This window comes from Pseudomonas sp. Choline-02u-1 (assembly GCF_002836515.1).
In the GTDB taxonomy this organism is placed as follows: domain Bacteria; phylum Pseudomonadota; class Gammaproteobacteria; order Pseudomonadales; family Pseudomonadaceae; genus Aquipseudomonas.
The window spans coordinates 231,048-249,648 of the sequence record NZ_PJBC01000065.1 but is presented as its reverse complement, the minus strand read 5'-3'; the positions used below and the strand labels follow the sequence as shown (position 1 = coordinate 249,648).

Annotated in this window: 23 protein-coding genes; 5 read left to right on the top strand and 18 right to left on the bottom strand. The window is 60.7% G+C overall.

Translation table 11 applies throughout. The annotated features are described in order from the left end of the window. Positions 1-7: 7 nt before the first annotated feature. Both CXF97_RS22675 and trmB read left to right on the top strand, forming a co-directional pair. A complete protein-coding gene (locus CXF97_RS22675) occupies positions 8-802 on the top strand; it encodes a thiazole synthase (protein WP_101161262.1) in 795 nt (264 codons plus the stop codon). 9 nt (positions 803-811) lie between these two features. Continuing rightward, the gene (gene trmB / locus CXF97_RS22670) at positions 812-1,537 is read left to right on the top strand and encodes a tRNA (guanosine(46)-N7)-methyltransferase TrmB (protein ID WP_024014663.1); all 726 of its coding nucleotides are present in this window, start codon (positions 812-814) and stop codon (positions 1,535-1,537) included. Positions 1,538-2,003: 466 nt separating this feature from the next. On the opposite strand, the gene CXF97_RS22655 is transcribed toward trmB, so the two are convergent. From CXF97_RS22655 to CXF97_RS22610, 10 genes are all read right to left on the bottom strand, one after another. Then, entirely contained in the window at positions 2,004-2,552 is a 549-nt protein-coding gene (locus CXF97_RS22655) for an RNA 2'-phosphotransferase (protein WP_101161257.1), read from the bottom strand. Between the two features lie 71 nt (positions 2,553-2,623). Then, positions 2,624-2,947 (bottom strand): DUF3392 domain-containing protein, encoded by a 324-nt coding sequence (locus CXF97_RS22650; protein WP_101161254.1) that lies wholly within the window; start codon positions 2,945-2,947, stop codon positions 2,624-2,626. 22 nt (positions 2,948-2,969) lie between these two features. Next, positions 2,970-4,175, bottom strand: a complete 1,206-nt coding sequence (gene hemW / locus CXF97_RS22645) for a radical SAM family heme chaperone HemW (RefSeq protein WP_101161252.1) — start codon at positions 4,173-4,175, stop codon at positions 2,970-2,972. Next, on the bottom strand, positions 4,172-4,768 hold the full coding sequence (gene rdgB, locus CXF97_RS22640) for an RdgB/HAM1 family non-canonical purine NTP pyrophosphatase (protein WP_101161249.1): 597 nt from the start codon (positions 4,766-4,768) through the stop codon (positions 4,172-4,174). Before rdgB ends, hemW begins: the two co-directional genes overlap by 4 nt. Next, entirely contained in the window at positions 4,765-5,199 is a 435-nt protein-coding gene (locus tag CXF97_RS22635; protein ID WP_101161247.1) for a DUF4426 domain-containing protein, read from the bottom strand. The genes rdgB and CXF97_RS22635 overlap by 4 nt, the downstream gene beginning before the upstream one ends. Before the next feature lie 26 nt (positions 5,200-5,225). Further along, complete coding sequence (metW, locus tag CXF97_RS22630) at positions 5,226-5,846, bottom strand: methionine biosynthesis protein MetW (RefSeq protein WP_101161244.1); 621 nt, start codon at positions 5,844-5,846, stop codon at positions 5,226-5,228. A 7-nt stretch (positions 5,847-5,853) separates the two neighbouring features. Continuing rightward, the gene (locus CXF97_RS22625) at positions 5,854-6,993 is read right to left on the bottom strand and encodes a homoserine O-acetyltransferase (RefSeq protein WP_101161242.1); all 1,140 of its coding nucleotides are present in this window, start codon (positions 6,991-6,993) and stop codon (positions 5,854-5,856) included. 202 nt (positions 6,994-7,195) lie between these two features. Continuing rightward, positions 7,196-7,786 (bottom strand): YggT family protein, encoded by a 591-nt coding sequence (locus CXF97_RS22620; RefSeq protein WP_039757546.1) that lies wholly within the window; start codon positions 7,784-7,786, stop codon positions 7,196-7,198. A gap of 10 nt (positions 7,787-7,796) precedes the next feature. After that, the gene (proC, locus tag CXF97_RS22615; protein ID WP_101161239.1) at positions 7,797-8,615 is read right to left on the bottom strand and encodes a pyrroline-5-carboxylate reductase; all 819 of its coding nucleotides are present in this window, start codon (positions 8,613-8,615) and stop codon (positions 7,797-7,799) included. 23 nt (positions 8,616-8,638) lie between these two features. Continuing rightward, positions 8,639-9,325: a YggS family pyridoxal phosphate-dependent enzyme gene (locus tag CXF97_RS22610; protein WP_101161236.1), complete on the bottom strand. Its 687-nt coding sequence runs from the start codon at positions 9,323-9,325 to the stop codon at positions 8,639-8,641. Positions 9,326-9,381: 56 nt separating this feature from the next. Here CXF97_RS22610 and CXF97_RS22605 point away from each other — a divergent pair, with 56 nt between their 5' ends. Then, positions 9,382-10,416, top strand: a complete 1,035-nt coding sequence (locus tag CXF97_RS22605) for a type IV pilus twitching motility protein PilT (RefSeq protein WP_016772732.1) — start codon at positions 9,382-9,384, stop codon at positions 10,414-10,416. A 94-nt stretch (positions 10,417-10,510) separates the two neighbouring features. Here CXF97_RS22605 and CXF97_RS22600 read toward each other — a convergent pair whose 3' ends face one another. Continuing rightward, entirely contained in the window at positions 10,511-11,128 is a 618-nt protein-coding gene (locus tag CXF97_RS22600) for a C40 family peptidase (protein WP_101161233.1), read from the bottom strand. Between the two features lie 248 nt (positions 11,129-11,376). Here CXF97_RS22600 and CXF97_RS22595 point away from each other — a divergent pair, with 248 nt between their 5' ends. After that, the gene (locus CXF97_RS22595; RefSeq protein WP_101161231.1) at positions 11,377-11,811 is read left to right on the top strand and encodes a TM2 domain-containing protein; all 435 of its coding nucleotides are present in this window, start codon (positions 11,377-11,379) and stop codon (positions 11,809-11,811) included. Between the two features lie 97 nt (positions 11,812-11,908). Here CXF97_RS22595 and CXF97_RS22590 read toward each other — a convergent pair whose 3' ends face one another. The 7 genes from CXF97_RS22590 to gshB form a co-directional block, all read right to left on the bottom strand. Next, positions 11,909-13,180, bottom strand: coding sequence for a dihydroorotase (locus CXF97_RS22590; protein ID WP_101161228.1), 1,272 nt, complete (start codon positions 13,178-13,180; stop codon positions 11,909-11,911). Beyond that, positions 13,177-14,181 carry an aspartate carbamoyltransferase catalytic subunit gene (locus CXF97_RS22585; RefSeq protein WP_101161225.1) on the bottom strand — a complete coding sequence of 335 codons (1,005 nt, stop codon included), beginning with the start codon at positions 14,179-14,181 and terminating at the stop codon, positions 13,177-13,179. Before CXF97_RS22585 ends, CXF97_RS22590 begins: the two co-directional genes overlap by 4 nt. Positions 14,182-14,208: 27 nt before the next feature. Then, on the bottom strand, positions 14,209-14,715 hold the full coding sequence (gene pyrR, locus CXF97_RS22580) for a bifunctional pyr operon transcriptional regulator/uracil phosphoribosyltransferase PyrR (RefSeq protein ID WP_101161223.1): 507 nt from the start codon (positions 14,713-14,715) through the stop codon (positions 14,209-14,211). Between the two features lie 81 nt (positions 14,716-14,796). Next, complete coding sequence (gene ruvX / locus CXF97_RS22575) at positions 14,797-15,234, bottom strand: Holliday junction resolvase RuvX (protein WP_041476809.1); 438 nt, start codon at positions 15,232-15,234, stop codon at positions 14,797-14,799. Next, the gene (locus tag CXF97_RS22570; protein WP_101161220.1) at positions 15,234-15,806 is read right to left on the bottom strand and encodes a YqgE/AlgH family protein; all 573 of its coding nucleotides are present in this window, start codon (positions 15,804-15,806) and stop codon (positions 15,234-15,236) included. The genes ruvX and CXF97_RS22570 overlap by 1 nt, the downstream gene beginning before the upstream one ends. A gap of 135 nt (positions 15,807-15,941) precedes the next feature. Continuing rightward, a complete protein-coding gene (locus CXF97_RS22565; protein ID WP_101161217.1) occupies positions 15,942-16,841 on the bottom strand; it encodes an energy transducer TonB in 900 nt (299 codons plus the stop codon). A 107-nt stretch (positions 16,842-16,948) separates the two neighbouring features. Continuing rightward, a complete protein-coding gene (gshB, locus tag CXF97_RS22560; protein ID WP_101161214.1) occupies positions 16,949-17,920 on the bottom strand; it encodes a glutathione synthase in 972 nt (323 codons plus the stop codon). Between the two features lie 225 nt (positions 17,921-18,145). Between gshB and pilG the strand changes: the two genes are divergently transcribed. Further along, positions 18,146-18,550, top strand: coding sequence for a twitching motility response regulator PilG (gene pilG, locus CXF97_RS22555; RefSeq protein WP_016772743.1), 405 nt, complete (start codon positions 18,146-18,148; stop codon positions 18,548-18,550). Positions 18,551-18,601 lie beyond the last annotated feature (51 nt).

Here is an 18,601-nt window from a genome sequence, read left to right as displayed (position 1 = left end):
ATTTCTTATGAGCATCGTTCGTAGCGACAAGCCTTTTGTGCTGGCCGGTCGTACCTACCAGTCGCGTTTGCTGGTCGGTACCGGCAAGTACCGCGACATGCAAGAAACCCGTCAGGCCATCGAAGCCTCGGGTGCCGAGATCGTCACCTTCGCCGTGCGCCGCACCAACCTGGGCCAGATCGAAGGCGAGCCGAACCTGCTCGAAGTGCTGTCGCCGGATCGCTACACCTTCCTGCCGAACACTGCCGGTTGCTACGACGCCATCGAAGCCGTGCGCACCTGCCGCCTCGCGCGTGAGCTGCTCGACGGCCACAACCTGGTGAAGCTGGAAGTGCTGGCCGATCAGAAGACCCTGTTCCCCAACGTGATCGAAACCCTTAAGGCCGCCGAAACGCTGGTCAAGGAAGGCTTCGACGTGATGGTCTACACCAGCGATGACCCGATCATCGCCCGACAACTGGCGGAAATCGGTTGCATCGCCGTGATGCCGCTGGCCGGTCTGATCGGCTCCGGTCTGGGCATCTGCAATCCGTACAACCTGCAGATCATCCTCGAAGAAGCCAGGATCCCGGTGCTGGTGGATGCTGGCGTCGGTACCGCTTCCGACGCGACCATCGCCATGGAACTGGGGTGCGATGCGGTGTTGATGAACTCGGCCATTGCCCACGCTCAGCAGCCAGTGATGATGGCGCAAGCCATGCAACACGCCATCGTCGCTGGTCGCCTGGCGTACCTCGCCGGTCGCATGCCGAAAAAACTCTATGCCAGCGCCTCTTCGCCGCTGGATGGTCTGATCAAGTAAGAGCCATTGATGACTGAATCGAACGACACGCCTGTCCAGCCGGACGAAGGCGACGAGCGCCAACACCGCCGCATCAAGAGTTTCGTGATGCGCGCCGGGCGCATGACCGAAGGCCAGCAACGTGGCCTGGACCAGGGCGCGCCGCTGTACGTGCTGCCGCTGGCCGATGCGCCGGTCGATTACGACCAGGTGTTCGGCCGCTCGGCGCCGCGCTCGCTGGAAATCGGTTTCGGCATGGGCCATTCGCTGCTGGAAATGGCCGCGGCCGCTCCGGAACAGGATTTCATTGGCGTTGAAGTGCATCGTCCGGGTGTCGGCGCGCTGCTCAATGGTGTGCTGACCCAAGGTCTGACCAACCTGCGGGTCTATGATTGCGACGCGATCGAAGTGCTCAACCGCTGCATCGCCGACAACAGCCTCGATCGCCTGATGCTGTTTTTCCCGGATCCGTGGCACAAGAGCCGCCACCACAAGCGACGCATCGTGCAGGCCTCGTTCGCCGAACTGGTGCGCAGCAAGCTCAAGGTCGGCGGCATTCTGCACATGGCCACCGACTGGGAGCCGTACGCCGAATACATGCTGGAAGTGATGAACGTCGCCCCCGGCTACCGCAACCTTGCCGAAGACGGCAAATGCGTCCCACGCCCGGCCGAACGCCCGATCACCAAGTTCGAACGCCGCGGCGAACGACTGGGGCATGGCGTGTGGGATCTGAAGTTCGAAAAGATCGCTTAAACATCACGCACTAAACACTGTGGGAGCGGGCTTGCTCGCGAATGCGTCGTGTCAGACAACATCAATGTTGAATGATTTACCGCTTTCACGAGCAAGCCCGCTCCCACAGTTGTTTTCGGGTTTTGCTCAAGTTTGGCCGTGACCCGCCGTAAGCTTCTCGCCCCCCATTTGTTAAGGAAGACAAATCTTGAAAGCCACTGGCGTTGACTCGTGGAGACAGCAGCGATCGACGCGACATCGGCAATATCGAAGACTTCGATAAAGCGATAGCGCTGGGCTGCAAGGATTCTGTTGGCCTCAAGGCGATCCTTCAGGCGCAGAGCCGCTTATCGAAGAGCCATTGAACCAAGTCCCATTGGGGGAGCGGGCTTGCTCGCGAAGAGGGACTGTCAACCGGCGTGGATGTTGAATGTCAAACCTTCATCGCGAGCAGGCTCACTCTACAGTTGTTTTGAGTATTCGGGATTTACAGAGTTGTCAGGAAACGCACAGGTACGAGTTCCGTCAGCCACACGCCGTTTTCGGCCTGATAGAACTTGAAGCCTTCTTCCTGCATCTGCTGCGCCGCGACTGCGAGTACCACTACGCTGCCGTAGCGTTGCCCTACGGCAGTGGCAGTGGCGAGTTCTTCAGAGAGATGCACATGGTGGCGTGAACCAGGAATCAAACCTTGTTCATTAATCGATTCAAGAAAACGCTTCGCCGTACCGTGATATAGCGATTGCGGCGGGTTCTTTTCTGCCAATTGCAGCTCGACCGTTTTCGTCGAGTGGCCCTGAACAGCGCGGATGCACAAGCCGTCAGCGGAAATCGAGAAACGCTTCTTGTCGCTACTCGCCACCACAGCTTCAATCAAAACGCGATCGAGTGTACGTCCGTCACGCGCTGCGCCACTGATCAGTGAATTGATATCTGCCCAGCCTTGCGAATCCAGCGTCAGACCAATCGTCTGAGGCTCGTGGCGCAGTACGTAGCTGAGAAATTTGCTCGTTTCATCCAGCAGTTTTTTACTCATGTTCTTCCTTGAATGAGCCAAGCTGATCGTCCCCACGCGCAGCATGGGAGCGATCACAAGCGGCTGACAGGTTAGCGGCGATCAGCAACCACGCCGATCAACACCAGCACCACCAGCAACACCGGCGCCAGGCTGTAGTTGTTGAACTGGCTCAAGCCTTTGATCACCCACGGTGTGGCGTAGATCAGCGCCGCGCCGCTGCCGATCAGGCACAGCAGGGCCATCAGGGGCACGCGCAGGGCGCCGGCGATGCTGCCCAGGCGTTGCTCGACCCAGCCTTTGAAGTCAGCGCCGAACAGCACCAGCAGGCAACCGATCAGCGCCAGAGCGATTTCCGAGAGATTGCTGCGGCTCCAGCGGGAGACGGTGGCCAGCAGGTCGAGTATCAAATCCATGCGTTTTCCCTTTGAGCTGAAGTCAGTTCAGAAATTGTTGCAGCAAATCGTTGAGGAACAGCTGGCCGCGTTCGGTCGTCGCCAGGCGTGACGGTTCGACCTGCATCAGGCCGCTTTGTTCGGCCTCGCGCCGGCCTTCGGCAAGCGTGTCCAGCGACAGGCCGGTGCGTTCCGGATACAGGCGCGATTCGACGCCGGCAGTCAGGCGCAGGGCGTTCATCAGGAATTCGAACGGCATTTCCTCATTGCTCAGGTATTTCTCGCCCGCCTGAAAGCGCTTTGCCGGGTTCAGATAATCCTTGGGCAGTCGGGTTTTCCATGTGCGCACGATGCGCCCGTCCGGGTGGCTCAACTTGCCATGGGCGCCGGCGCCGATGCCGATGAAATCGCCGAAGCTCCAGTAATTGAGGTTATGCCGCGCCGGCCGTCCGGCCTGGGCATACGCCGACACTTCGTATTGCGTGTAACCGTGCTCGGCCAGCAGCGCTTGGCCGGCTTCCTGAATGTCCCACAACGTGTCGTCCTCCGGCAGCACCGGCGGCTGGTTCCAGAACACCGTGTTCGGCTCCAGCGTCAGCTGATACCAGGAAATGTGCGTCGGCTTCAGCGCGATGGCCTGACGCAGGTCGCTCAAGGCGTCGTCCAGCGACTGATCGGGCAAACCGTGCATCAGGTCGAGATTGAAGTTATCGAACCCGGCCTGCCGCGCCATGCCTGCGGCACGCACGGCTTCGTCACCGTTGTGGATGCGTCCGAGGGCTTCAAGCTTTTCCTGCTGAAAGCTCTGGATGCCGATCGACAGCCGATTGATACCCAGCTTGCGATAAGCGACAAACTTCTCTTGCTCGAAGGTGCCCGGATTCGCCTCAAGGGTGATTTCGATATCGTCAGCGAACGGGATGCGTTGCTCGACACCCTTCAACAAACGCCCGAGGGCTTCGGCGCTGAACAGGCTCGGCGTCCCGCCACCGAAGAAAATCGAAGTCAGCTCTCGGCCATACACCGCATGCAGATCCTGATCGAGATCGGCCAGCAATGCGTCGACGTACTCCTGCTCCGGCAGCACGGGGCTGGCGGTGTGCGAGTTGAAATCACAATAGGGGCATTTGCGCACACACCACGGGATGTGGATATACAGCGTCAGGGGCGGCAGGGTTGGCAGCGGTGCCCGAGGCGAGGACGCGGCGCCGCCGATGATCAGCGACGACGCGGAAGAATCAGTGGTCATTGCAAGCCCAGACGCTGGCGCAGCAGATCCATTGCACGGGCGCGGTGGCTGATCCGGTTCTTGTCGGCCGGGCTCAGTTCAGCGCTGGAGCAATCGCGCTCAGGCACCCAGAACAGCGGGTCGTAACCGAAACCGTGTTCGCCGCTGGCAGAGGTGAGGATGCGCCCGTGCCACAGGCCTTCGCAGAGAATCGGCAACGGATCGTCAGCGTGGCGCACCAGTGCCAATACGCAGACGAACTGCGCGCCGCGCTCGGCTTCTGGCACGTCCTTCAGCGCATCAAGCAATTTGGCGTTGTTCGCCGCGTCGCCCTGGCCGTCGGCGTAACGCGCCGAGTAGATGCCCGGGGCGCCGCCAAGAAAATCCACCGCCAGCCCGGAATCGTCGGCCAGTGCCGGCAGCCCGGAAATGCGTGCGGCGTTGCGAGCCTTGAGAATCGCGTTCTCGACGAACGACAGGCCGGTCTCTTCCGGCTCGACCTTGCTCCATTCGCCAATCGAGCGCAGTTGCACCGAGTCGCCGAGCATGGCCTGGAGTTCTTTGAGTTTGCCGGCGTTATGGCTGGCCAGTACGAGCTGCTTGATGTTCATCATTCGCCGGGAAAGAGTTCTTGGTTGAAATTGAGGGTGTTGATCTTGTCGCCATTCTGCACCTTGATTTCAAAGGTGCGGGTTTCCTGCTGCGGCACCGGGTACTGGGCGATGTAGTAGATCGCGCCCTGTTCGGTGACCTGGCGGAATGTCAGCGGCACGCTGTTGCTGGTCAGGTCCTTGATCGTGCCGGTGACGCTGGCGATCACCGGTTTGCCGTCCTTGACCACCGAGACGTTGATTACGCCCTGGTTCTTGCTGCGAATCAGCTCGGCAGCCTTGGCGATGTCCGGTTGCAGGAACGTCGAGTTGAAAGTGTTGTAGTGCACCGTGATGTCGCCGAAGGTTTCCTTGCGCTCACCTTTGATGACGTCCGCCGCCATGGCGCTGGCGCTCAGGCAGGCGGTGAGTAACAACAACGCTAAACGACTCATGTTCGTGCTCCTCGAAATGGCTCGGCTCAGACCGCGACTTTGTGGTCCGCCAACTGCGGGCTGCTGACGCGGTAGATACCGATTTCACCTAACAGATTAGGCCATAGCTTACTGGCCCACCCGTGGCGGTGCTGTTGATCCACGGCAAGCCGATCAATGACCTTGGCATCACGTTCGCGACACAGTTCTTCGAAATCCTCGAAGGTGCAGAAGTGAATGTTCGGCGTGTTGTACCAGGTGTACGGCAGGAATTCCGACACCGGCATGCGGCCCTTGCTCGCCAGGTACCAGCGGCAGCGCCAGTGGCCGAAGTTGGGGAAGGTAATGATGCACTGGCGACCGACACGGAGCATTTCATCAAGGATCTTGTCTGGGTAATGCACCGCTTGCAGAGCTTGAGTCATGACAACGATGTCGAAACTGTTGCTGGCAAAGTTACCCAGGCCTTTGTCCAGGTCCTGCTCGATGACGTTGATGCCCTTGGCCACGCACTCGGCGATGTTCTCGGCGTCGTTTTCCAGGCCATAACCGGTAACGTTCTTGTTGTCGCGCAGCCAGCTCAGCAGCTCGCCGTTACCGCAACCGAGGTCGAGGACGCGGCTGCCGGCGGGGATCCATTCCTGGATGATTTCCAGATCAGCTCTCATGGCTTTCTCACAACGAAATGCGGTTCATGTAATTGCCGAACGCCTGCAAATAACGCGGGATCGGAATCAGGAAGGCGTCGTGGCCCTGCGGCGCGTCGATCTCCAGATAACTGACGTCCTTGCGCGCGGCCATCAGCGCATCCACCAGCTCCCGCGAGCGCGCCGGGGAGAAGCGCCAGTCGGTGGTGAATGACATCACACAGAACTTGGCTGTGGCATTTTCGAAGGTTTTCGCCAGATCATCGTCGAAGTTCGCCGCCGGATCGAAGTAATCCAGTGCTTTGGTCATTAACAGATAGGTGTTGGCATCGAAGCGTCCGGAGAACTCTTCGCCCTGGTAACGCAGGTAACTTTCGACTTGGAACTCGACACTGTGGAAGTCGTAGTTGAGCTTTTCGCTCTTCAGGCCACGGCCGAATTTCTCACCCATGGAGTCGTCGGAAAGATAGGTGATGTGCCCGACCATGCGCGCCAGCATCAGCCCGCGCTTTGGGATCACGCCCGCTTCCTGGAACGAACCGCCGTGGAATTCCGGATCGGTGAGGATCGCCTGGCGCGCGACTTCGTTGAAGGCGATGTTCTGCGCCGACAATTTAGGTGCCGAGGCGATCGCCAGGCAGTGCCGCACCCGATCCGGGTAGGTGATGGTCCATTGCAGGGCCTGCATGCCGCCGAGGCTGCCGCCAATTACCGCAGCCCACTGGCCGATACCGAGCATGTCAGCAAGGCGCGCCTGGCTGTGCACCCAGTCTTCAACGGTAAGCACCGGGAAGTCGGCGCCGAACGGCTTGCCGGTTTCCGGGTTGGTGCTGCTCGGGCCGGTGGAGCCATTGCAGCCGCCGAGGTTGTTCAGGCTGACCACGAAGAACTTGTTGGTGTCGATCGGCTTGCCGGGCCCGATGCAGCTGTCCCACCAACCGGGCTTGCGGTCGTCGACGCTGTGATAACCGGCAGCGTGGTGGTGACCGGACAGCGCGTGGCAGATCAGCACGGCGTTGCTCGCCTGGGCGTTCAGCGTGCCGTAGGTTTCGTAGATCAGGTCATAAGCGGCCAGCGAACGGCCACAGGCCAGCGCCAGCGGATCGCTGAAGTGCGCGGTTTGTGGTGTCACCAGACCAACAGAATCGGGGGGAAAGGCAGTTGGCATCGACCCTGCTCTCGTTGAAATGAGGCGTAAGTCTAAAGACCGGTGGGGTTAGCGGCAAGCAACGATAGGGCCCGGTGTGTTCACTCTTGAACGTGGCGGCCATTCGCAAGCAGGCTCGCTCCCACAGAGAAATGCAATCCCCTGTGGGAGCGGGCCTGCTCGCGAAAAAGGCGACTCGGTCAGTCAGACCGAACGCGCAGGCTTACATCAGCAAACGCAGAATCTCCGGCATCATCGTCATCGCCGCCAGATTGTTGATCACCAGCATGTCGATCAATTTCAGTGCGAGGAAGGCGAAGATCGGCGACAGGTCCAGACCGCCCAGATTCGGCAGGAAGCGGCGGAACGGGGCCAGTGCCGGCTCGCAGATCTGGTTGACCAGCTCAGCGCCCGGATTGTGGCTGCCCGGTGCGACCCACGAGAGGATCACGCTGATGATCAGGGCGAAGAAGAAGATCTTCAGGAACAGCGCGGTCACGCCAATCAGCGACCAGATCAACAGTTGCAGCGGGTTACCGGTGGTGCCGTAGGTCAGCAGCAGGGTCAGCGCCATCAGCAGCAGCTGCACCAGGATTGCCAGTACCAGCGACGACATATCGAGGCCGAACAGGCTCGGGATGATCCGGCGCAGCGGTTTGAGCAGTGGTTGGGTAGCCTTGACCACGAACTGGCACAGCGGGTTGTAGAAGTTCGCCCGCACCAGTTGCAGGACGAAGCGCAGCAGCACGATCAGCAGGTACAGGCTGCCGAGGGTTTGCAGCACGTAAACCGCTGCGGTGTTCAATCCGATCATGAAAGGCTCCTTATTTGCCCAGTTGTTCGGCCATTTCGGCCGAGCGGTGCGCGGCGGCGCCGAGTGCGGTTTCAACCAGCGCTTCGAAGCCGCCAGCCTGGAATGATTTGATCGCAGCTTCCGTGGTGCCGTTTGGCGAGGTCACGCGGCGGCGCAGTTCGGCTGCATCGACATCGCTAGACACCGCCATGTGCGCGGCGCCCAGAGCAGTCTGCACGGTCAGTTGCTCAGCGATCTCTTTTGGCAGGCCAAGTTTGACGCCGGCGGCGGTCATCGCTTCGATCAGCAGGAAGAAGTACGCCGGGCCGGAGCCGGACACTGCGGTGACTGCGTCCAGTTGCTGCTCCTCGTCCAGCCACAGGGCGATGCCGACGGCGGACAGCAGCTCTTCGGCTTGCTGGCGCTGCTCGGCGGTGACTTCGCTGGTCGCGTACAAACCGCTGACGCCTTGGCGCAGCAGCGCCGGGGTGTTGGGCATGCAGCGCACGATCGGCTGCTCGCCCAGCCAGGCGGTCATGCTCGCGCAGGTGATGCCGGCGGCGATCGACACCACCAGTTGATTGGGCTTGAGGCTCGGGCGAATTGCCTCGCACACGGCTTTCATCGCCTGTGGCTTGACCGCCAGCACGATGACATCGACGCCTTCGATGGCCTGGGCGTTGTCAGCAAAGGTCTCGATGCCGTGTTCAGCGCTGACCCTGGCGCGGGTGTCTTCGCCCGGATCGCTGGCGCGGATCTGCGCCGCTTCCAGACCCTTGGCGCGCAGGCCGCCAATCAGACTGGCCGCCATGTTGCCCGCACCGATAAACGCAATACGTGTGTTGCTCATGTGTGGTCCTTATCTGGAAACGTTCAAGACTGGGAATAATCTCTGGCGCCGAACAGTGCGGTACCGATCCGCACCCAGGTCGCGCCCTGGGCAATCGCCGACTCGAGGTCGTGACTCATGCCCATCGAAAGTGTGTCGAGCGGCAGGTCGAGGCTGGCCTGTAACTGCTGAACGGTGGCGAATGCAGCATCCTGCTCGGCGCGACCATCGGTCGGCTCGGGAATCGCCATCAGCCCACGCAGTTTCAGCCGCGGCAAGGCGCTGATGGCCGCGGCCAGTGCTGGCAGGTCGGCCGGGGTGCAGCCGGATTTGCTCGCTTCGCCGCTGACGTTGACCTGAATGCAGATGTTCAGTGGCCCAAGCGTAGTCGGGCGTTGTTCGGACAGGCGTTGGGCAATCTTCAGGCGATCCACGGAGTGCACCCAGTCGAAATGCTCGGCGATCGCGCGAGTCTTGTTCGATTGAATGGGGCCGATGAAGTGCCAGATCAAGGGCAGGTCGGCCAACTCCAACTGTTTGCCCAAGGCTTCCTGCAAGTAGTTTTCGCCGAAGTCGCGCAGGCCCGCCGCATAGGCTTCCCGCAGGGCCTGGGCGGGTTTGGTCTTGCTCACGGCGAGCAAATGGATGCTGTTTTCGTCGCGGTGCGCAGCTTTCGCCGCTGCCTGGATGCGCGAACTAACCTGAAGGATGTTGTCTGCTATGGTGGACATCAAGAGGCGCCGGCGGTCTGTAGGTTCGCGGCATTCTACTGGAATTGAGGGACGCTATGGATATCACTGAACTGCTGGCCTTCAGCGCCAAACAGGGCGCTTCCGACCTGCACCTGTCGGCCGGCCTGCCACCGATGATCCGTGTCGATGGCGACGTGCGACGGATCAATCTGCCGGCGCTGGATCACAAGCAAGTGCACGATCTGATTTACGACATCATGAACGACACCCAGCGCATCGAATTCGAGAAAAATCTGGAAACGGATTTTTCCTTCGATGTGCCCGGCGTGGCGCGGTTTCGGGTCAACGCGTTCAACCAGAACCGTGGCGCCGGCGCGGTATTTCGCACCATTCCGTCGAAGGTGCTGAGCATGGAAGACCTCGCCATGGGCGATGTTTTCCGCAAGATCACCGACGCGCCGCGCGGGCTGGTGTTGGTCACCGGGCCCACCGGCTCCGGCAAATCGACCACGCTGGCGGCGATGATCGATTACCTCAACACCCATCGCCATCACCACATCCTCACCATTGAAGATCCCATCGAGTTTGTTCACGAATCGCGCAAATGCCTGATCAATCAGCGCGAAGTCCATCGCGATACCCGCAGTTTCGCCACCGCGCTGCGTTCGGCGCTGCGTGAAGATCCGGACGTGATTCTGGTTGGCGAGATGCGTGATCTGGAAACCATCCGCCTGGCGCTGACCGCCGCCGAGACCGGGCATCTGGTGTTCGGCACGCTGCACACGACCTCGGCGGCGAAGACCATCGACCGCGTGGTCGACGTGTTTCCCGGCGATGAGAAGTCTATGGTGCGCTCGATGTTGTCGGAGTCGCTGCTGGCGGTGGTCTCGCAGACGCTGATCAAGAAGATCGGCGGTGGGCGGGTGGCGGCGCACGAGATCATGCTGGGGACGTCGGCGATTCGTAACCTGATCCGCGAGGACAAGGTGGCGCAGATGTATTCGGCGATTCAGACCGGCGGGTCGTTGGGAATGCAGACACTCGATATGTGCCTGAAGGATCTGGTGACCAAAGGCTTGATCAGCCGCGAGCATGCGCGAGAGAAAGCGCGCACACCGGATAATTTTTAACCGCCAGAAGCAAAAGATCGCAGCCTTCGGCAGCTCCTACAATTGGAATGCATTCCCCTGTAGGAGCTGCCGAAGGCTGCGATCTTTTGGTCCTTTAGCGCTGGACTACACGCAGTTGCTGTTGTTCTTTCGGCAGTACGCGCTTGGCCACGACGTAATGCTTTTGCCAGTACGGCTTGTTCAGCGTGTCGATGCTGACCGATTTGCCCCGGCGCGGGGCGTGGATGAAGCGGTCGTTGCCCAGGTAGATGGCAACGTGATTGACCCGACGGCTCTTGATGTTGAAGAAAATCAGGTCGCCCGGCTTCAGATCCTTGCGCTCGACTTTCTCGCCGTGGCCGCTGGCCATGGCGTTGGAGGTGCGTGGCAGGTCGAACGTGGCATCGTTGAACGCATATTTCACCAGACCGCTGCAATCGAAGCCTTTACTTGGGCTGCTGCCGCCCCAACGATAAGGTGTACCGAGGACGTTTACCGCACGGCTGAGCACATTGCTGCTTTCCTTGCTCGCCATCGGTGGCACCAGCTTGCTGTGGCTCTTGCTGCTCAGCGTGGTGGTCTTGCTCTTGCTGCTTTTGCTCGAAGGAGCCGAAGCATGGGATTTAGGGGTGAAGCCGTTGACGTTGGGAAGACGTTGCTCACGATTGGTGGCGTGGGCGGCCAGTGGCATTAATAGGCAAATAGTCAGCCATGTCTTGAAAAATGGTCGCATTAGGCGTGGCTCATAAGTGATAGCGCGCAACTTTATAACAGCTTTTTTTGCCGTTCCGGGGCCGTTCATCGATTCAATCGGCTGGTTGCGGAACCAAAAACGCTCAAAAAGTACGCAATTGTCCGACAGAAGTCAGGTTCTACAAGGGTTTCGCGCTAGCAACGGTAACATTTGCCATACGTCGGCTACCTGTAAAAAAGTCACAAAGAAATGAAGAATATTTATCTATCGAGTGCAATGAGGTCTTAATGAACAGCTATCAGCTCCCCCGCGTAAAGGAAAAAGACACTCACAGCAAAGTCATCGGCTACCTGCTGTGGATTTTCGGATTCACGGGCGCGCACCGCTTTTATTACGGTAAGCCGGTGACCGGGACGATCTGGTTCTTCACCTTCGGTTTGCTGGGGATTGGCTGGCTGATCGACGTGTTTCTGATCCCGGCGATGGACCGCGAGGCCGACCTGCGTTTTGCCGCCGGGCCGATCGAGTACAACGTCGCGTGGATCCTGCTGACCTTCCTCGGTGTGTTCGGCGTGCACCGGATGTATCAGGGCAAATGGATCAGCGGCCTGCTGTATCTGCTGACCGGCGGGTTGTTCTTTATTGGCGTGCTGTATGACTTCTGGACGCTGAACGATCAGGTGTCGGTGCGTAACGCGCACAATCGCGGCGCTTTCCAGTAAGTCATTGCCAGATCAAAAGATCGCAGCCTGCGGCAGCACCCACAAGTTGGAATGCATTCCATTGTAGGAGCTGCCGCAGGCTGCGATCTTTTGCTTATCAGGCTTGGTGGCTGATCCGCCCATCCACCAGCGTATAGCGAACTACACCCGGCAGGCTGTGGCCAATGAACGGGCAGTTTTCGCCTTTCGACAGCCACCGCTCGCCGGCCACCGTCGACGCTTGCGGGTCGAACAGCACGATATCCGCCGCACCGCCTACCGCCAGTTTGCCCGCCGGCAGACGCAACGCTTCGGCCGGCCCCGCGCTCAGGCGCGCCAGCAGTGTCGGCAGGTCGAGCAGCCCATCCTCGACCAGCGTCATCGCCAGCGGCAGCAGCAACTCAACACTGCTGATGCCCGGCTCAGTCGCGCCAAACGGCGCCAGTTTGGCGTCGCGCTCGTGGGGTTGGTGATGGCTGGAGATCGCCGAAACCACGCCGGACTTCACTGCGTCACGCAGGCCATCGCGGTCGGCACGGGTGCGTAGCGGCGGTTGCACGTGGTAGAGGCTGTTGAAGTCGATCAGCGCTTCGTCAGTCAGGATCAGCTGATACAGCGCGACATCGGCAGTGACTTTCAGACCTCGGGCCTGCGCCTGGGCAATCAGCGCCACACCGCGCGCACTGGTCAACTGACTGAAATGCGCGCGCACGCCGGTCTGCTCGACCAGCAGCAGATCGCGAGCGAGCGCCACGGTTTCGGCAGTTTCCGGGATGCCCGGCAGACCCAGGAAACTGGCGACCGCGCCTTCGTGGGCCAGACCGCCCTCGGCCAGATCGTGATCCTGCGAGTTGAAAATCACCGTCAGGTCAAAAGTCGCCGCGTATTCCAGCGCCCGGCACAGGGTGCGGCTGTTGCGGAAGCTTTCCAGACCGTTGCCGAACGCCACGCATCCGGCGTCGCGCAAGGCCACCAGTTCGGCCAGTTGCTCACCGTCCAGACCTTTGCTCAGCGCGCCGATCGGGAACACCTTGGTATTGCCGGCCTCGCGGGCGCGGTCGAGGATCAGTTCAGCCACCGCCGAGGTGTCCAGCACCGGTTTGGTCTTCGGCGGGCAGCACAGGCTGGTTACGCCACCGGCAGCGGCGGCGCGGGTCTCGCTGACGATCGAGCCTTTGCGGCTGTAGCCCGGCTCGCGCAGGGCGACGTTGAGGTCGACCAGGCCAGGCGCGGCGACGAGGCCTTGGGCATCAATGGTTTCTACGGCGTTGAAACCGGCCGGTGCAGCGCCGAGGGCGACGATCTTGCAGGCTTCAACGTGAATATCGGTGACTTGATCCAGCCCGCTGGCAGGATCGATGACGCGTGCGCCGAGGATGCTGAGCTTCACTGGGCGTTCTCCTGCTCGAATTGACGTTGCGCGGTCTGCCCGCTCATGGCCATGGACAGCACGGCCATGCGAATGGCGATGCCGTAGGTGACCTGATTGAGGATTACCGAGTGCGGGCCGTCGGCCACCGCCGACTCGATCTCCACACCACGGTTGATCGGTCCCGGGTGCATGACGATGCAATCGGGTTTGGCCCCGGCCAGACGCGCAGTGGTCAGGCCGAACAAGCGATAGAACTCGCCTTCGCTCGGCAGCAGGCCGCCGGTCATGCGTTCGCGTTGCAGGCGCAGCATGATCACCACGTCGACGTCTTTCAGGCCTTCGGCCATGTCGGTGTAGACCTTGACGCCGTATTGCTCGATGCCGATCGGCAGCAGGGTTTTCGGCGCGATCACGCGGATGTCCGGGCAGCCGAGGGTCTTCAGCGCGAGCATGTTCGAGCGCGCCACCCGTGAATGCAGGATGTCGCCAACGATCGCCACCGAGAGGTTTTCGAAACCGCCCTTGTGCCGACGGATCGTGAGCATGTCGAGCATGCCCTGGGTCGGGTGCGCATGCCGGCCGTCGCCGCCGTTGATGATTGCCACCTGTGGGCAGACATGTTCGGCAATGAAGTGCGCCGCGCCCGAGTCACCGTGGCGCACGACGAACATGTCGGCGGCCATCGCTTCGAGGTTGCGCAGGGTGTCGAGCAGGGTTTCACCTTTGCTGGCCGACGAGGTTGACACGTTCAGGGTAATCACATCCGCCGACAACCGCTGGGCCGCCAGTTCGAAGGTGGTGCGGGTGCGCGTAGAGTTTTCGAAGAACACGTTGCACACGGTCTTGCCGCGCAGCAGCGGGACTTTCTTCACCGCCCGGGCGCCGACTTCGAGGAACGAGTCGGCAGTGTCGAGGATTTCCGTCAGCAACTCGCGGCGCAAGCCGTCGAGCGAGAGGAAGTGGCGCAGCTGGCCCTGATCATTGAGCTGCAGCGGGCGCTTGGTATCTGGAGGCGTCATCGCGAGGGGGACTCTCAATAGGGCGGATTAAAGGGTGACGTCTTGCAGTTCGAGGGTCAGCGGCTCGGGGCCAGACAACTTGACCCGCTGGTTGCCGGCCAGGCTCAGAGTGGCGCCGACCACGTTTGGACGGATCGGCAGCTCGCCGGCGTCCAGGTCCAGCAGGCAGACCAGCGTCACGCTGGCCGGGCGGCCGTAATCGAACAGTTCGTTCATCGCGGCGCGAATGGTCCGACCGCTCATCAGCACGTCGTCGATCAGCACCAGATGCTGGCCTTCGATCTCGAAGGGCAGGGCGGACGGACGCACTTGCGGGTGCAGGCCGTTCTGGCTGAAGTCGTCGCGGTAGAAGGACACATCCAGCGTGCCCAGTGGCGCATCGCTGGCCAGTTCCTTGAGCAGCGCCTGCGCGACCCAGATGCCGCCGGTGCGGATACCGATGTAACGCGGTTCGATGATGTCACGCTGGGCAAGGTGCGCCTTGAGGCGGGTCGCCATCTGGCTGATCAGATCGGCGGGATTGGGCAGGCTCATGGTTGCTCCTTCGTGATTCCGCGCTGCGTCCTGCCGGACGAAGCTCGGTTTATAACCAAAAGAAAAGCGCCGAAGCGCTTGTCAGGATTCAAACAATGCAGTGTTTTCATCGAGCCAGCCCTGCAGCAGCAGGGCGGCGGCGATGGCGTCCACCGGGTTGTCGCGGTAACTGCCTTTCTGCCCGCCACGCACCAGTCGCTCGCCCTTGGCTTCGAAGGTGGTCAGGCGCTCGTCGTGGGTATAGAAGGGCAGGTTGTAGCGGCCGTTGAGGCGGCGGGCGAACTTCTCGGCGCGTACGCACATGTCGCTGGGCGTGCCGTCCATGTTCAGCGGCAGGCCAACCACCACGGCGTCGGGTTTCCATTCTTTTATCAGCGCTTCGACCTGATCCCAGTTCGGCACGCCGTTCTGCGCTTTAAGGGTGCACAGCTCGCGGGCCTGGCCAGTGATGACCTGGCCGACAGCGACGCCGATCTGTTTGGTGCCGTAGTCGAAGCCGAGAATCAGGCGCAGGGCCATCAGGCGTGACCTGCCTGGCTGGTGAGCAGATTAAGGTCGATGCCCAAGTGCCGTGCCGCCGCTTCGAGGCGCAATTCACTGCGGGTGTTGAACAGGATGTCGGCATCGAACGGGCACGTCAGCCAGGCGTTGTCGGCCAGCTCGGCTTCCAGTTGCCCGGCCTCCCAGCCGGCGTAACCGAGGGTGATCAGGCTTTGCGCGGGGCCGATGCCGTCAGCGATGGCGAACAGTACGTCCTGCGAGGTCGACAGGGCCAGCTCACCGTCGAGCTGCGCGGTGGCCTGGAAGGTCTGGCCCGCCGGGTGCAGGACGAAACCACGATCGGTCTGCACCGGCCCGCCGATGAAGATCGGCACATCCTGACAGCGCGCCGGTGGCTCGATGTCCGGGCGCAGCTGTTCGAGGATGTCGGCCAGGTTCAACTCTTGCGGCCTGTTGACCACCAGCCCCATCGCGCCATTGGCCGTGTGCTCGACGATGTAGGTCAAGGTGTGGGCAAAGTTCGGGTCGGCCATGTGTGGCATGGCGATCAGGAAGTGATGCTTGAGGTAGCTGGGGCTTACGTTTTTCATGAGCGCTAGTGTGGCGTCGCAAGGGCGAACTGACAAGCTGAGGCTTTAAAAGATCGCAGCCTTAGGCAGCTCCTACAGGGTGTACGCAGGCCCACTGTAGGAGCTGCCGAAGGCTGCGATCTTTTGATTTTGCTCTTAATTGCTGGACAGTTTGTCGCCCCGGGCAAATTTCCAGGTGCGGATGATTTCCAGTCGGTCGATATCCGACAGATCGCCGGTAAACGGTGCAAACGGCGCAGCGAGGCGAACGATGCGCTGCGCCGCCTGATCGAGCAGTGGCTGGCCGGAGGACTCCAGCACCAGCACTTCATACAGCGAGCCGTCGCGATTGATCGAGACCATCAGGCGCAAATTGCCGTAGATCTGCTTGCGCCGCGCTTCTTCGGGGTAATTGAGGTTGCCGATGCGCTCGACTTTCTTGCGCCAGTCGTCCTTGTACCAGGCGCCCTTGTCGCGCATGGTCGAGGCGGCGCTCAAGCGGTGGATGCGCGGGCGTTTGGCGTACAGCTGTTGTTCCTTGGCCAGCTCCGCTTCGAGGCTGGCGATGTCGCTGGACAGCTGCGAGCTGTCGAACGCCGGCGCGTCGATGGTCGGTTTGACCTCGGTTTTGCTTTCTTCTTTTTTGGTCGGCGCTTTTTTTGGTTTCGGCGCAACGGTGGTCACCGCTGCCTTTGGTGCGGCTTCCTGCACCTCTGGCTTGGCCGCGGGCGGCGGGGTGACTTTCTTGACCTGATTGTCCTGGAATGGCGCGACTTCGGTGGTTTTGGGCAGGGCTTTCTTGTCCAGCGTGCCGCTGCCTTCCTGGTTTTCCTGGGCGAGAAAATCAGCCTTTTCCGGCTTCTTCTCGGCTTTGAAAGTCGCCAGGGTGATTTCCAGGGTTTTGCTGATCTGCTGCGGCTCGACCATGGTGAAGCCGACGCCCAGCAGCAGCGCCAAATGAATCAGCGCCGCCAGAAACAGAGTAAAACCGAGGCGATCGGCCGGGCGCACGCCGCGATGGGCGAGTTCAGTGGGCAGATCGGACGGGAGGGTCATGACAAGAAAACCAACATCGCGTTTTTCAGAGGCTGCGCATGATAACGCAATGTTGGTTTCGCGCCTTGGGCTTCACGCTTCAAGCGACAGACTGCATGTGACGTGCATCAAGCTTGTGGCTTTTTGCCGGCCGCTTGCAGCTTTTTATCGATCGCATCCATCAGCATCCCGCCAATATCAGTGCCGAACGCATTGTCGATTTCGCGAATGCAGGTCGGGCTGGTGACGTTGATTTCGGTCAGGTGCTCGCCGATCACGTCGAGGCCGACGAACAGCAGGCCTTTTTCGCGCAGGGTCGGGCCGACCTGGGCAGCGATCCAGCGATCCTTCTCGGTCAGCGGCCGCGCTTCGCCACGGCCACCAGCGGCGAGGTTGCCACGGGTTTCGCCCAGCGCCGGGATCCGCGCCAGGCAGTAATCCACTGGCTCGCCATCGATCATCAGGATGCGCTTGTCGCCATCGACGATCGCCGGCAGGTAGCCCTGAATCATGATCTGCTGCTTGCCATGCAGGGTCAGGGTTTCGAGGATCACCGAGAGGTTCGGGTGGCCGGCGGTGTGGCGGAAGATCGACGAGCCGCCCATGCCGTCCAGCGGTTTGAGGATCACGTCGCCGTGATGGTCGGCGAACTGGCGCAATACGTCCGGGCGGCGGCTGACGATGGTCGGTGGCGTGCACTGCGGGAACAGCGTGGCGAACAGCTTTTCGTTGCAGTCGCGCAGGCTCTGTGGCTTGTTTACCACCAGCACGCCGGCGGCTTCGGCCTGTTCCAGCAGGTAAGTGGAATAGACGAACTCCATGTCGAACGGCGGATCCTTGCGCATCAGGATCACGTCCAGGTCGCTCAGCAGTTTGTCCTGCTCGGCGTCCAGTTCGAACCATTTGTCCGGATTGGCGAAGACTTTCAGCGGCGCCATGCGCGCGCGCGCCTGACCTTCGGCCTGATACAAATCCTTCTGTTCCATATAGAACAGTTCCCAGCCACGCTTCTGCGCGGCCAGCAGCATGGCCAGCGAGCTGTCCTTTTTATAGGAGATGCTGGCGATAGGGTCCATGACAATCCCGACGCGAACGCTCATTGGGTTTTCCTCGAAATTTGGCTACCGGATCGGTATTGAAAAAGTGCCGCCAGAGTGGCGCCGGGCGGGTTTCGGGTCAAGGAAAAACCCGTCGATAGATTGCATCTGGAGACTGTGCTAAAAAGGCTGGCAGATCGCGCCGACCCTTGGCTATCAAGGGTTTCAGGCCATTATTCACGGCAAAACGGACAATTTGATTCGCAAAGGCGACGGTAGAACCCTCTTATGGAACAGCAGTCCAGCGCCTTGAAGGTCATGGTGATCGACGACTCGAAAACGATTCGCCGCACCGCCGAAACATTGTTGAAGAACGTCGGTTGCGAAGTGATCACCGCCATCGACGGTTTCGATGCGCTGGCGAAGATTGCCGACCACCATCCCGGGATCATCTTTGTCGACATCATGATGCCGCGTCTCGATGGTTATCAGACCTGCGCTTTAATCAAGAACAACAGCGCCTTCAAGGCCACGCCGGTGATCATGTTGTCCTCGCGCGACGGGCTGTTCGACAAGGCCAAGGGGCGGATTGTCGGTTCTGATCAATTTCTGACCAAGCCGTTCAGTAAAGAAGAACTGCTCAACGCGATCCAGGCCCATGTTCCGGGCTTTGCCGCCGTTTTGCCGCAGTAAGACACGCACAGTGACGCTCGGCCAGCGGGCCGGCAGTCGACCAGAAAAATG